Source organism: Paenibacillus sp. FSL F4-0097, assembly GCF_038593125.1.
In the GTDB taxonomy this organism is placed as follows: Bacteria; Bacillota; Bacilli; order Paenibacillales; family Paenibacillaceae; genus Paenibacillus_AQ; species Paenibacillus_AQ odorifer.
The window spans coordinates 4,015,541-4,029,109 of sequence record NZ_CP151965.1 but is presented as its reverse complement, the minus strand read 5'-3'; the positions used below and the strand labels follow the sequence as shown (position 1 = coordinate 4,029,109).

The 13,569-nt window shown below is 43.3% G+C and carries 11 protein-coding genes; 9 read left to right on the top strand and 2 right to left on the bottom strand.

The window, feature by feature from the left end; translation table 11 throughout:
* Window positions 1–5: 5 nt before the first annotated feature.
* Window positions 6–1,652: a glycosyl hydrolase family 28-related protein gene (locus tag MHH86_RS18000; RefSeq protein ID WP_076225194.1), complete on the bottom strand. Its 1,647-nt coding sequence runs from the start codon at window positions 1,650–1,652 to the stop codon at window positions 6–8.
* A gap of 101 nt (window positions 1,653–1,753) precedes the next feature.
* On the opposite strand from MHH86_RS18000, the gene MHH86_RS17995 reads away from it, so the two are divergent.
* The 6 genes from MHH86_RS17995 to MHH86_RS17970 all read left to right on the top strand — a co-directional run bounded on the left by MHH86_RS17995 (window position 1,754) and on the right by MHH86_RS17970 (window position 9,231).
* A complete protein-coding gene (locus MHH86_RS17995; protein WP_076225195.1) occupies window positions 1,754–2,698 on the top strand; it encodes an NAD-dependent epimerase/dehydratase family protein in 945 nt (314 codons plus the stop codon).
* Between the two features lie 28 nt (window positions 2,699–2,726).
* Window positions 2,727–3,845: an acyltransferase family protein gene (locus MHH86_RS17990; protein ID WP_052097105.1), complete on the top strand. Its 1,119-nt coding sequence runs from the start codon at window positions 2,727–2,729 to the stop codon at window positions 3,843–3,845.
* A gap of 853 nt (window positions 3,846–4,698) precedes the next feature.
* Window positions 4,699–5,754, top strand: a complete 1,056-nt coding sequence (locus MHH86_RS17985; RefSeq protein WP_038571758.1) for an LLM class flavin-dependent oxidoreductase — start codon at window positions 4,699–4,701, stop codon at window positions 5,752–5,754.
* 82 nt (window positions 5,755–5,836) lie between these two features.
* Complete coding sequence (locus tag MHH86_RS17980) at window positions 5,837–6,520, top strand: Crp/Fnr family transcriptional regulator (RefSeq protein ID WP_038571755.1); 684 nt, start codon at window positions 5,837–5,839, stop codon at window positions 6,518–6,520.
* Window positions 6,521–6,628: 108 nt separating this feature from the next.
* Window positions 6,629–7,441: a DNA alkylation repair protein gene (locus MHH86_RS17975; protein ID WP_342479377.1), complete on the top strand. Its 813-nt coding sequence runs from the start codon at window positions 6,629–6,631 to the stop codon at window positions 7,439–7,441.
* A 239-nt stretch (window positions 7,442–7,680) separates the two neighbouring features.
* The gene (locus MHH86_RS17970; protein WP_076106221.1) at window positions 7,681–9,231 is read left to right on the top strand and encodes an acetamidase/formamidase family protein; all 1,551 of its coding nucleotides are present in this window, start codon (window positions 7,681–7,683) and stop codon (window positions 9,229–9,231) included.
* Between the two features lie 78 nt (window positions 9,232–9,309).
* On the opposite strand, the gene MHH86_RS17965 is transcribed toward MHH86_RS17970, so the two are convergent.
* On the bottom strand, window positions 9,310–9,756 hold the full coding sequence (locus MHH86_RS17965; RefSeq protein ID WP_038571749.1) for an Lrp/AsnC family transcriptional regulator: 447 nt from the start codon (window positions 9,754–9,756) through the stop codon (window positions 9,310–9,312).
* A gap of 569 nt (window positions 9,757–10,325) precedes the next feature.
* On the opposite strand from MHH86_RS17965, the gene tyrS reads away from it, so the two are divergent.
* From tyrS to MHH86_RS17950, 3 genes are all read left to right on the top strand, one after another.
* Window positions 10,326–11,585: a tyrosine--tRNA ligase gene (gene tyrS, locus MHH86_RS17960; protein ID WP_036688216.1), complete on the top strand. Its 1,260-nt coding sequence runs from the start codon at window positions 10,326–10,328 to the stop codon at window positions 11,583–11,585.
* 205 nt (window positions 11,586–11,790) lie between these two features.
* Window positions 11,791–12,078, top strand: coding sequence for a hypothetical protein (locus MHH86_RS17955; protein ID WP_036688213.1), 288 nt, complete (start codon window positions 11,791–11,793; stop codon window positions 12,076–12,078).
* Window positions 12,079–12,302: 224 nt separating this feature from the next.
* A complete protein-coding gene (locus tag MHH86_RS17950; RefSeq protein WP_038571746.1) occupies window positions 12,303–13,547 on the top strand; it encodes an anaerobic sulfatase maturase in 1,245 nt (414 codons plus the stop codon).
* Window positions 13,548–13,569: the final 22 nt, after the last annotated feature.

The window sequence follows — 13,569 nt, the reverse complement described above, 5'->3', positions numbered from 1 at the left end:
TCATCTTATTTAGCCTTCCATCCACTCGCAGCTGATCCGCTTTCCTTCACATACAAAGTGGCTTGTGCGGTGCCATCCGTTCGCATAGCCAGACTGCCAACTGGGGCGGTTACGACTCCCTCGGGCGAACCTTCCACTATGAACACTGCGGGCAACACTGCCCCGCCAGTGAGGCGAATGGCCCGTTTGAAGTTACCGTAGGTCGAGAACCATTCAAGAAGCGAATAAGGATTATACAAGGTGCCTAGTGATGTGCCTTGCATGCCGATTAGTGTTTCGAATTCTAGAATTCGCTTTACCTTCACTGCTCGGGTATCAAACACCGCTACATTATTGAGGCGCAGAGACGGTTTAGCTGCACCGTAAGAAGAGACTAGCACTACCTGATTGGTTCCGCTATTGCGGACGATCATATTGTCGACAGTAGCCATTGCGTCAGACTCCGTTGTGAATAAATGCAAGGTATTGCCCGTTAAATCCTGTGCATCTATCGTCCCCACATAAAGATCTCCTCCGTCGATTCGGACACCACTTGCTAAGGTGGAACCCGAGCCGTACATTCCTAACGAACCGATATGCAATCTTGGTTTACCTCCGGCAGCATTAAACGCTGCATAGATCGCAGGGCCTCCGATGCCATCGAACTTGGCGCTAGCGATATCAATAAATTGTGAATAGATCGTCTGTAGGCCGAAGCTAGCTTTGTGATCGGTGGAGCGGATAGCCAAATGATTGATTTTCAGCGTCAATCCATAGGACAGTAAGGCTGGACTTACCGATCCGCTTACACGCATATCTAGTGAACCGATGTCGAGTGTCCAGAGTCTAGTGATAGCATCTGTAAGCCCTGCTGATAGATCGTTACCGAAACCAATGGTTGTCAAGGAGTCGAATCGCTGATAAAAGCTGCGCGTTCCTTTAAAGACATCGGGTTCAAGATCGAGAGAGTTAGCACCAGTAAATCCAGGCGCGCCACCGCGGCTATTATTCAGAACCGCTCTGTTGACATGAAGCTGGTCTACAAAATGGACCACAAAGTTCTTTCGTCCAGCAGTCTCACAGCGGGCATATCCGATGTGCACATTAACGGAGGGGATTTCTTCTGTCCCTCCAATGAAGATATTATCCCCATAGCAATCGTGAGAGTACACTGACTCTATCGTTATATTTTGCGAAGAAGAAATGAACAGGCCGTGAAGCTGATCGTTGACGGCTGTTTTAACAGTCGATGCACTTCCATCAATTTCAAGGGTGCCCGCGATTGTGATATTTGAGGCATTTAAGATGACTAGAACCCTAGTGTCTGAGGGTGGATTCGGGGCAAGCACAAGTTTGGAGCCGGCTTCAAAACTTAAATTAGTTTTGGCTGGAATTCGAAGACACCACCAGTCGAGGACGGAGGGGTTACGCATGCGTCCCGAAGATACCTTATATATACCAGGAGGAAAGATTACTACTTTGTTTTTGGCGTTTCCCGCATTGATAGCATTTTGAATCGCTACTGTATCGTCCTTGATACCGTTTCCTACAGCGCCGTACGATCGGACGTTCACATAACCGTTAGTCTCAGGGTCTAATTTAATAGATGTGACCGCACCGTCAGAAAGGATGGACGTAGTCACCGAGCTGTCTGGAATAGGGGCAGTAGCCATATACTTCACTCCTTTATACTTTGATTTTGTATTTTATGTGAATTTTTCGGGGAATGCACGGTACAAAGATCACTCTTAGCGGGCGAAAGGAGTTTTTTATTTTGAAGGTATTGGTAACTGGGGGGTTAGGCTTTATTGGGTCCCATGTGGTTGATCGGCTAATAAAAAAGGGCATAGAAACTGTGATTGTTGATAATGTATCCGGAGCCTCCGGTCTGACTTATATGAATCCTGCTGCGGTTTTGTATAAGTACGATATTCGGGATGAGACTTTGCATGAGGTTTTTAGCCTTGAAAAGCCAAATGCAGTCATTCATCTGGCTGCACAGATCGACGTCAGAGAATCACAGCGGAACCCGTTATTTGATGCAAATGTGAATATTGTTGGCACGCTGAATGTACTGCGCATGTGCGAGATCCATCAGGTTCAAAAGCTAGTTTATGCCTCGTCGGCAGCGGTTTATGGGAACCCGGAATATTTGAGCATTGATGAGCAGCATCCCATAAATCCCGAGTCCTGCTATGGTCTATCCAAAAGTGTACCAGAGTCATATATTCGGATGTTTGCCAGCTTACATGGGCTTAAATATACGATTTTGCGTCTCGCTAATGTATATGGGCCAAGGCAAAGTTCGCATGGAGAAGCTGGCGTTGTTTCCGTTTTTCTGGATCGTATAAAGCAAGGGAAGGATCTCGTTATCTATGGGGACGGTGAGCAGACAAGAGATTTCGTCTATGTGGAGGATGTGGCGCAGGCGTTCGTTGATGCGGTTCAGACCGACGGCAGAGTGAATAATGAGACGATGAATATTAGCTGTGGAATACCAACCTCGATAAATACGATGGTTCGGATGTTAGGGGACATCACAGGTCGGGATTTCCTGACAACCTATGCGGAGCCTCGTCCGGGGGATATTCTCCATAGCTATTTAAATAATCAAAAAGCCCAGGAATTATTGTCTTGGTTCCCTAACCATAACTTTCATACCGGGCTCGAAAAAACAATTACTGTCCGCTTAAGTGTAGGAAGTGCAGTAGATCATTAAAAGCACCCATTGAAAGGGGGCACTCCGCATGGAACGCAAAATGAACTCGGAAATGTTCGTTCTTCGTAGTGTAGCCTGCTTAAGTATAGCCCTGCTGCATGCTCTTTATCGGGTTTATGACGATGGAAATACACCCTGGGTAGAGTCGGTGGGTTTACTGCTAACGTTTGGCACACCTGTATTCGTATTTATCTCTCAATTCGTGTTGTCATTTGCCTATCCCAATGAAATTCCAGCGAGATTTTGGGAGAAAAGAATCAAGTATATTTTATTGCCTTACTTTTTTTTCGGGACCTTGTATGCAGGACTAAAAGGATTGGAGATGTCGGGTAGTGACGGCATTCCTTTGCTGCAGGCTTTTTGGTATTACCTCTGGCGTCATTTGCTGATTGGAGATTTCCATGGCTATTTTATACTGATTATCTTTCAGTTTTATGCTTTATTCCTCTGGTTTCAGACGTATGCGAAGCGGCTTAACCCCCGCACTATTCTAATCGTATCGTTCCTTATTAACGTTATCTATTTGGGTTTCTTCAACTTTACTACGCCCGCAGATACGGCTGCCGCCCATTATTTCTGGGATAAAATGTACTGGATTTTCGCACCAGGTTGGATTTTTTACTTTACAGTAGCCTATTACTTGGGACGAAATGAGCTGTGGTTCCGGGAAAAATTAAAAAAGTTCCGCATAGCGGTATACACGCTCCCGGTTCTGACAGGTGCGCTTGTGCTGTTCGTGAATAGTCAAGGCTGGATAACGGCGCATAGCTCCAAAAGAATTGATATGCTTCTATTCGCCTTAAGCATGATTTTGCTGCTCTTCTCCGTGGCATCGAAAATGAAGAAAGTGCCACGTGTACTGGAATGGAGCAGCAGATACTCTTTTGGCATATACTTGCTTCATCCTTTGCTATTGGCTATATTCGTCAAGCTTCCAGCTTCATTTGGGTTGCAAAACCTTGGACTATTTAGTGTTCTGCTGCAATTTGTCGGTTGTGTGGTAGGCTCGGCACTTATAATGAATTTAGCGAATCGAATTCCTGGCGGAGCGTATGTATTCGGTCGGATCGGCGTAGGGATAAACCCAAGCAAACCACCGAAATCGCTGGATAAGCCGATAACTCCGAGTATTGGGAATGCAAACTAGCTTGGATTTGACCGGCCGCTAATCGTCTGTGTTTAGGTGATTAGTGGTCTTTTTTTTGTTTTTGCATTTATTGCGATTACTTCGCTAATTACATTGCTAATTACATTGCTAATTACATTGCTATTACATCGCGATTACATCGCACTAGCAGCATCCTCTCAATTCTCATTAAAAAAGCAAAATAGTTGTAAAAAGTACAATTAAGCTCTTATGCTCGCAGCTTTGGGGCAGTTTAATTGCATATTTTACAACTATTATTCTAGAATCCCGCCATATTGAGGCAAATGCTCGTATTTAAGTGTACAGAGTGCAACTAAATCCACAAAGGCTACCTTCAAAGCGTATATAGTTGCACAAAATACAATTAAACAAACTTCGTCGTAACCTCGCATTAGCTACACTGTGCGTTTGCGGTAGATGCAATTAAACTAACTTCGTCGTTACCTAACATTAGCTACACTCTTGCACATTGGCGGCAAAGTCCCAGTATAATTGTTGTATTGTAGTCAGTTCACACGAGGTTTTGTTTGTTCGGACCGTATTGCAGCTATTTTCACTTTTTAGTTGATTTTACGATAGTTTCGGACTGTATTGCGCTTATTTCCATAAAAACACACATTATGGAAGCTACTTTACACGAATAGCTGCATCTAAGTCCGATAATTTAGCAAAATGAATGAAATTATTAAAATAACGGCTCCTCAGTCCGATCTATAGTGAGGGGGATCTAATTAGATGAACTTCGATTATAGTCGAAGGGAACTAAATTAGTTAGAATAATTAGGTAGTCCCTTTATGGTTTTTTACATCCAGAGAATAATGCATCGTGCAGAATATTAGGAGGAAATGAATAGTGGAACTTGGAGTAAGCACATTTGTCGAGACCACACCTGATGTCCAAACGGGTGAGACAATAAGTCATGCAGAACGACTACGTGAAGTAGTGGAGGAAATTGTACTTGCCGAAGAGGTGGGATTAGATGTATACGGAGTAGGTGAGCATCATCGGCATGATTATGCGGCATCTTCACCTGCGGTTGTACTGGCTGCAGCTGCTTCGTTGACTACTAAGATCCGGTTGAGCAGTGCTGTAATGATCCTGTCTTCAGCCGATCCGGTGCGTGTGTTTCAGGACTTTGCAACGCTGGACGGAATTTCGAACGGACGTGCGGAGATTATGATCGGCCGGGGTTCGTTTACAGAGTCTTTTCCTCTATTCGGATATGATCTGAAGGATTATGAAGAACTGTTTAATGAGAAGCTGGAATTGTTATTAGCCATCCAAAAGTCAGAAAAAGTGACCTGGAAAGGCAAACACCGAGCAGCTATAGAAAATTTGGGGATTTATCCGCGTCCGGTTCAAGATCCTTTACCGATTTGGATCGGGAGTGCAGGAAGTCCAGAGTCTGCGATCCGCACAGGATCACTAGGTTTGCCTTTTGTTTTAGCGATTATAGGGAATGTTCTACCGCTGGATTATGCGTCACATGTACAGCTTTACAAAAAAGCAGCAGCTGAAGCCGGGCATGATATTTCAAAATTTCCAATCGCTTCGCATTCACACGGGTTTATAGCGGAGACTAATCAGTTAGCGCTGGAGAAATTTTTCCCTTCAACGCATGCCCGGACCAATGTGCGGGCGAAGGAAAAAGGAACACCTCCGTACCATCGTGCAGATTATGATGCAGCGTGCAGCTTAGATGGCGCCCTTTACGTAGGTGATCCAGAAACTGTTGCTAATAAAATCATTCATCTGCGCAAGCATGTGGGAATTACGCGATTCTTTTTACATGTGCCGCACGGCACGATGCCGCATGAGGATGTTATGCAGGCGATTAGACTGCTGGGCACCGAAGTGGCCCCACGTGTTCGGGAAGAAGTAGCGCGCTGGGAAGCAAGTAATCGGTAATTTAGTAAGCTGCGTCCTTAGGACGTGGCTTTTTTTGTAAGGTATACTGAAGAAATGAATAACGTTTTATACAGGAGGGGCAATGGATAAAATTCATTATTTATCTCAATTCAATTTGCTTCAATCGTTAGGACTGGAAGATCTAATTGAAATGGAAGAATTAACGCGAATAACAGTAGTCCCCAAAAATACATATATCCAAACACCGTCAACCTTTTCTGAAGGACTGTTTTTTGTGAAAAAAGGGAAGGTTCGTTTATACCAATTAAATGCAAACGGTAAGCAATTTACATCGGATATCCTTAATGAAGGCAATGTTTTTGGTGAAATGGGTGTGATTTCTTTTGGAACGAAGGAACATTATATTGAAACGATTGAGGAAAGCCATATCTGCACAATTGATCCTGGAAGGTTTGAAGAATTCATCTCTCACCGGCCTAGGTTTATGATGTCATTATTGCAAGTATTGAGCGACCGCATAAAAAGTATGAGTCAGTTAACTCAAAATCTAGCCATTGGAAATCTGCATGATAAAATATTGTGTGTTCTTTTAAAGCTGGCGGATCAGCATGGGGTTGAGCATAAGGATAATTGTTACAAAATTAATGTTCCTCTATCGCATCAAGAAATCGCTAATTTAATTGGAGCCAGCAGAGAAGCTGTAACAGTGGCATTACAAGAATTGGTGAAAGCGGAAGTTATTCGGACAGGGTTCAGAACTATCTATATCCAGCGAGACAAGATTTTGGAAAGAAATATAACATAGCTATCGAGTTGTAAACGAGATTACAGCTTCATTTTTAGAAACAACGGTATCCTAGCTATGACATGAAGGTGATTTAAGCTTTCAAATCATAGTGAAGGGACGATTTCCATGGAACGCAGGAAGGGCGCTCGGAAGGTTACTGAAATTCCCGTTGAGATTGTAGAACTGCTGAATAAAGGATATTTACAGAGCGTGAATTTAACGGAATGGCTTGCTGTGGATCATCTTATATTGCTGGAAAATGTACTGAATGAGCTAGGTTTTGAACAGGAAGCTAAACCAATTTTACAAAGGCTGAATGCGTTATCGGAAAAGAAAATCATGAAGCTCATCCCGGTGATTTCACGTGAGTGGCAGCTTCTATTTGACTGTAAATCAGAGCTGGAACGTTCCCGACTATTTGCTGTGTTAGCTCATCATAACTCCGATAGTGTTCGCTGCTGGGCTGCTTATATCGTGGGGCAGAATCATCAATGGAGTCTAGTTCAAAAACTAACAGCAATCCGTCCTTTTGCAGCGGATGGTCATTTTGGGGTGCGTGAGATTTCTTGGATGGCTTTGAGGGAATCAGTCATTGCCGAGCTGGAAGCGTCCATTGAATTGTTAAAGGTTTGGGTTCATGACCAGGACGCGAATATTAGGAGATTTGCGGTCGAATTGACGCGCCCACATGGGGTATGGGCAAAGCATATTACAGCGCTCAAAGAAAATCCAGCGATTGCCCTACCGCTATTAGAACCGCTTAACTCTGATCCGGCAAAATACGTTCAGGATTCTGTAAGCAATTGGTTAAATGATGCTAGCAAAAGCAATCCGGCATGGGTACAGCAAATTTGTGATGAATGGTTGAACCTATCAGATACCAAGGAAACAAAGCGGATTGTAACCCGGGCTACAAGAAGTATTACTGATCAAAAATGAAATTAGTGCATCACTTTAGACTGGATATTCAAACGCCAAACACTATGGACTAATATGTGTTGGCGTTTTTTATTATGGAGTTAACTTGGATAATTCAAGAGAAAGACTACTTCCTATTTATTATTTAAACCAAACTTCGTGAAAATATTTATATTGTTAATCCTCAGGTCATCTGTTATACTCAGAAACACCAAATGTTACAAAAACTAACACTAATTAAAGGAATGGAGGATTTTCGTATGAAAAAACAAATAATTCGTAATGTAGGCGTCACGTTATCCATGTTTTTAGTGGTGAATTCGTTATCCAGTGTCATGTATGCTAACACAATGAATGATGCGTATAAGCCAAAAACCCATGTTCTGAAGGCGAATTCGGAGACTGTTCGATGGGGGAATATTGGTAAGGGAGATCCAGCTCTGACTGTACATTCGGGAGACATCGTAACGGTTGAGGCTATTACACATCACTCTGGTGATGATTACGAGCGGATGATTAAAGGAGATGCGGGAGTGGAGGATATTTTCCACTGGATTGAAGGGGAGAAGAACGAAGCGCTCCGCGGGCCAGGCGTACATATTATGACGGGTCCCATCGCAGTAGAAGGTGCTGAACCAGGGGATGTGCTGGAAGTGAAGATTCTGGACATGAAGCTGAGACCTAATGGAAATGAACAATACGCTGGAAAAACATATGGCGTGAATGCCGCGGCGAACTGGGGTTATCTATACGGAGATATGGTGGAGGAGCCGAAAAAGCGTGAGGTAGTAACCATCTATGAGATGGATACGGAGGGTGGAACAGATTATGCAACAGCTGTATATAACTACAAATGGTCTGTGCAAACCGATCCGGATGGTCAAGTGCACCCGACAATTGACTACCCGGGTGTTATCGTTGACCATAAAACGATTGATAAGAATTTCGATGTGCTAAAAGGTGTGAAAATTCCGGTGCGTCTCCACTTTGGTACAATGGGTGTGGCGCCGAAAGAAGCAGATGTTGTTGACTCCGTTCCACCTTCTTACAACGGCGGTAACGTAGATGATTGGCGGATTACCGAAGGTGCAACGATGTATTATCCTGTATCCGTAGCTGGTGCACTACTGTCGATCGGTGACCCGCATGCCGGTCAAGGCGATTCGGAGATTAACGGTACTGCGATTGAGACATCGGTCACTGGGGATATACAAGTTATTCTTCATAAAAAAGCATCGCTTAACAACAAGCTGAAAGGTTTAAACTTCCCATTACTTGAAAATGAGAACGAGTGGGTCGTGCATGGATTCAGCTACGCCAATTATTTGGAGGAGCTGGGGGCTAGTGCTCAGACGGATATCTTCAACAACTCGTCCATCGACAAAGCAATGAAGGATGCCGCTCATAAAACAAAAGATTTTTTAATGGATGGAATGGAATTGAGCGAAGATGAAGCGTACTCTCTGATGTCGGTGTCAGCTGATTTTGGAATTACACAAGTGGTGGATGGAAACTGGGGCGTTCACGCCTTAATTGATAAAGGTCAATTCGGCGATTCCGAGCGCAAGCCCGTGGTTTTACGGAGCAGCTTTGAGAACTTTGGAGCAAAGGTTGGCTGGCAGCCAGCCACTAAGACAGTTACGCTGAGCTATAATGGCAATGTACTGGAGATGAAGGTTGGAGCGACAACGGGAATTTACAACGGAGAGACAGTGAAGCTTGTAGCCCCATTAAGTGTTGTGAATGAGAAGGTTGTGGTCAGCGAATATTTCGTGAACTTTTATAAAGCTAAGCTGGCTAAGACAGAGTAGGACGAAATAGCAATTATTTGATAATTCTAATAAAAATCCAGATGAGAAAAGAACCGTCTTTATAGGCGGTTCTTTTTCTTATATATTTAAGCCGTCTTGATTTTTGTGGCGTTTCAATAAAATTTGGTTTTCTACACGTACCAGTCCATCCAGACAATAGATTGATTCATGCATAAACCGTTCCATCTCTTCGAGATTCTCAACTAAGATGTGAATATGCAGAATACAAGGTCCTGTCATTTCGTATAATACAGCTACACGTTCGTTTTCTTTTAATACGTCGACGATATGATTCAAATGAGCAGGTTCTACTTCAAGTTCCAGGTAGGCGGAGATTTTCTTTCCTAACTTTTCGGCACTGATGACAATCGAGAACTGTTCAATAATCCCTTGATTGACTAGCCGATCAATACGGTCTTTCACCGCGACACTTGATAAACTGACTTCTTTAGCTAGATCAGTATAGGAAATTCTGCTGTTTTGGGCCAGCCGCATCAAAATATGGTTATCGATAGGATCTAGCATGCGGATTCGTTCACCTCTTTTTTCGTAATTGTATCAGAAAAAAAGTGGAAATGCCTAGTAGCGCTTTACAGTAGAAGTGTGTGACGGCATTCTCTGCTGAAGATAGTTGACATAAAAGAATTATTTCACTATACTGGCTGTAATCTTATATACGATATACGTTGAAGGAGCCCAGTAGTAACTTAGTCCCTGTTCCAGAAAGCCGGGGGTTGATGAAACCCGGTACACACTAAGCTTGCGAATTACACTTTGGAGTATCTCGGGTAACACCGAGCGGAATGGCGAACGATATCTCGTCAAGAGTGGTATCAATGGTATGCTTGAGCATAAGCGTTTCATGGGTGCAATCTGGGTGGTAACACGGTTATTCAATCGTCCCTATGTCTACAATAGACAAGGGGACGATTTTTTTGTTTTTAAATATAAGGATTTATAGGGTTCACTTCATCAATGATCCTTATATTTCTCGCTGAAACGGTACCGTCCTAATCAGGAGGGCAAAGCCGTTTCCGCTTGGCGGACTGATGTTTCATTATAGGATAACTACTAATTTTGAGGGGTGTAAGGCAATGAATATTATCGACGAACTAGAATGGCGCGATGCCATCAATCAACAAACAGATGCCGAAGGGCTTAGAGAACTGACCAATCAAAAATCGGTATCCCTGTACTGCGGTGTAGATCCAACTGGTGACAGTATGCATATTGGCCACTTGATTCCGTTCATGGTGCTCAAAAGATTCCAGCTGGCAGGACATCGTCCGGTTATTCTAATTGGTGGGGCTACGGGAACGATCGGTGATCCAAGTGGACGTCAATCCGAGCGCTCTTTGCAAACGCTGGAGCAAGTCCAAGCCAACGTTGATGCACTTACAGCACAAATGAAAAAATTGTTCGTGACTGATGGCGACAATCAAATCCGCATGGTGAACAACTACGATTGGACGCATAAAATCAATGTTATCGAATTTTTGCGTGACTATGGTAAAAACTTCAGTATCAATTCGATGCTTGCCAAGGATGTTGTAGCGAGCAGATTGGACAGCGGAATTTCCTTTACGGAATTCTCCTACCAAATCCTGCAATCCCTGGACTACCTGCACCTGTTCCAGCATGAAGATGTGCAGCTGCAAATCGGTGGTTCTGACCAATGGGGGAACATCACAAGTGGCTTAGATCTGATTCGTAAAAAAGAAGGTTCTGAAGCGGTGGCATTCGGACTTACCATCCCGCTTATGCTGAAAGCCGATGGTACAAAATTCGGTAAAACAGCTGGTGGAGCCATTTGGTTGGATCCGAACAAAACGACAGCTTTTGAATTCTACCAGTTCTGGGCAAATACAGATGACCGTGATGTTGTGAAATACCTGAAGTACTTTACATTCCTCTCTAAAGAGCAAATTGATGCACTAGCAGAAAAGGTGCAAACCGAACCGCATAAACGTGAAGCGCAAATAACACTGGCTGAAGAAATGACCAGATTCGTGCATGGTGAGGAATTGCTGGAGCAGGCTAAACGCATTACTGCCGCTCTGTTCAGTGGAGATATTAAATCTCTGACCGCTGACGAGATCGAGCAAGGCTTCAAGGAAATGCCGACCTACGAAACGACATTGGAGTCCAAAAATATCGTGGAGTGGCTGGTAGATCTAGGAATTGAGCCATCCAAACGTCAAGCGCGTGAAGACATCACCAAAGGCGCAATTTCCATGAACGGTGAAAAAGTTAGCGATGTAGCATTTGAAGTTACAGCCAGCGAAGCCATCGGCGGACGTTTTATCATTATCCGTAAGGGTAAGAAAAACTACAGCCTGGTGAAATTGTCCTAATAATAAGAAGCCTTCCTTATGAATAAGGAAGGTTTTTTGTTGTATTTTAAGTATAGAGGCAGACTATTTGCATATTAAGTGAAATTTGAAAGGTGAAATCGTCAAAATTATGGTAAGCTTAGGATTCGTGTGATTTATGGATTAACATGATATTCTACAACTATAACAGAAAATTAGGAGTGGTAATTTGAGAAGACAAAAACCAATGACCATGGAAGAATTGATGAATGAGTTACAAGGACAGAAAACGTATCAAGAAGATCCCAATCACATCTCTTTCGAGAAATTGTTTAATGAAGCGTTTATGAGTAAGTATTCCAATTACAAAAGTTTCGATGAGTTTGTAACCAAAGGGAACTTTCAAGTAAAGACAGAAGAAGATGTTGCTGACATACCTGATGAACTCTTTGATCGTCATGTTGTTAGGGAGACGAAGTTTGCGGATTGGAAATCCATGTTGGAAACAGCAAATAGAGAATACGTCCGTAATTAATAAGACTTAGTCTCTAACTACCGTTAGTTAGACTCATCCACAAAGAAACTGCACACCCTTATTGCTTTGTTCCAACGGACAATGGGGAGTGCAGCTTTTTTATGCCCAGTTATTCGACCAGCTATGATGTTTTACTCATCGTTGACTTGCAGATCTATGATTTAATTGAACAAATAGGAATTAGGTTCTACAAAGATAGTATTACATAGGAGGGGCAGAATCGTATGACTGCATGTATACAAACCTCTAAGCAGGAGACCCTTCATGTCATGTGGAAAACCGTCTCAGAGGATTGTAATCTAGCCTGTGATTATTGCTATTACAGTACAGCCGGGGGACATCCTCAGCAACCGATCCGGGTGATGGATACGGAGCTTCTGGAGCGGTTTATCGCTCAGTACATGAAAAGATCATCAGGGATAGCGACTTTCTCTTGGCAGGGTGGGGAGCCATTATTGGCCGGACTTTCGTATTTTGAACAAGTGATTTCATTTCAAGCTAAGTACGCTCCGCCTCATACGATGATCAGTAATGCACTGCAGACCAATGGAACGCTTATCCATGAGAAATGGGCGAAATTTTTTAAACGGTATAACTTTTTGGTTGGGATTAGTCTGGATGGCCCAGAGCCTATTCATGATGCTCATCGTGTAACGGGTTCGGGGAAAGGCAGTTATAGTCTAGTTATGCGTGGGATTCGTCATTTACAGAATGAGGGTGTGGAGTATAGTATTCTGACGGTGATTCATGAAGATAACGTGACGAAACCAGAGGAGTTGATGGCATTTTATCTAGAACATACCTTTCCGAATATTCAGTTTATCCCCTGCATGGATTTTGTTTCTCAGAAAAGTGATGTAGCGGGACGTTTCCGAATTACACCTGAACAATACGGAGTCTTTTTATGCCGTACATTTGACCTTTGGTACAACGGTGGGTATCCAGAGCTTCCTATTCGTATTTTTGAGAATATGCTTCTTGTATTCATGCATCGTGAGGCAGAGTTATGCGTTCACAACTCATGTTGCCCGAAGATGATGGTGCTTGAAACGAACGGGGATGCCTACCCTTGCGATTTCTTTATTGATGAAGAGCATAGGTTAGGAAATATCGGCCAAACTGACCTGAAAGCGCTGCTAACCAGCCCAGTATATGATGATTTTTTGTTAATGAAGCCCAATATGAATGAATCATGCTATAAGTGTGAGTACCTTAGCTTTTGCAATGGGGGATGTCCGCGCAACCGGAATTGGCTTGATGTTAATGATCGGACTGAGGTTGATTATTTCTGCCATAGTTACAAAATGTTCTACTCACACGCCTATGAACGCATGTTATTACTGGCGAACCGACTTAGATCGGAGCGGATGCTGGAGTACAGGAAAAGTGCAAAACCACTTCCAGGTCGAAATGATCCATGTCTCTGCGGAAGCGGGAAGAAATTCAAAAATTGCTGTCAGGCATTATAGCTTTGACTAGATAAGGTTGTCC

Excerpts from the sequence above, each read along its gene's own strand:
- MHH86_RS18000 (WP_076225194.1), bottom strand. The coding sequence starts at position 1,652 with ATGGCTACTGCCCCTATTCCAGACAGCTCGGTGACTACGTCCATCCTT.
- MHH86_RS17990 (WP_052097105.1), top strand. The coding sequence starts at position 2,727 with ATGGAACGCAAAATGAACTCGGAAATGTTCGTTCTTCGTAGTGTAGCC.
- MHH86_RS17980 (WP_038571755.1), top strand. The coding sequence starts at position 5,837 with ATGGATAAAATTCATTATTTATCTCAATTCAATTTGCTTCAATCGTTA.
- MHH86_RS17975 (WP_342479377.1), top strand. The coding sequence starts at position 6,629 with ATGGAACGCAGGAAGGGCGCTCGGAAGGTTACTGAAATTCCCGTTGAG.
- MHH86_RS17970 (WP_076106221.1), top strand. The coding sequence starts at position 7,681 with ATGAAAAAACAAATAATTCGTAATGTAGGCGTCACGTTATCCATGTTT.
- MHH86_RS17965 (WP_038571749.1), bottom strand. The coding sequence starts at position 9,756 with ATGCTAGATCCTATCGATAACCATATTTTGATGCGGCTGGCCCAAAAC.
- tyrS (WP_036688216.1), top strand. The coding sequence starts at position 10,326 with ATGAATATTATCGACGAACTAGAATGGCGCGATGCCATCAATCAACAA.
- MHH86_RS17955 (WP_036688213.1), top strand. The coding sequence starts at position 11,791 with ATGACCATGGAAGAATTGATGAATGAGTTACAAGGACAGAAAACGTAT.
- MHH86_RS17950 (WP_038571746.1), top strand. The coding sequence starts at position 12,303 with ATGACTGCATGTATACAAACCTCTAAGCAGGAGACCCTTCATGTCATG.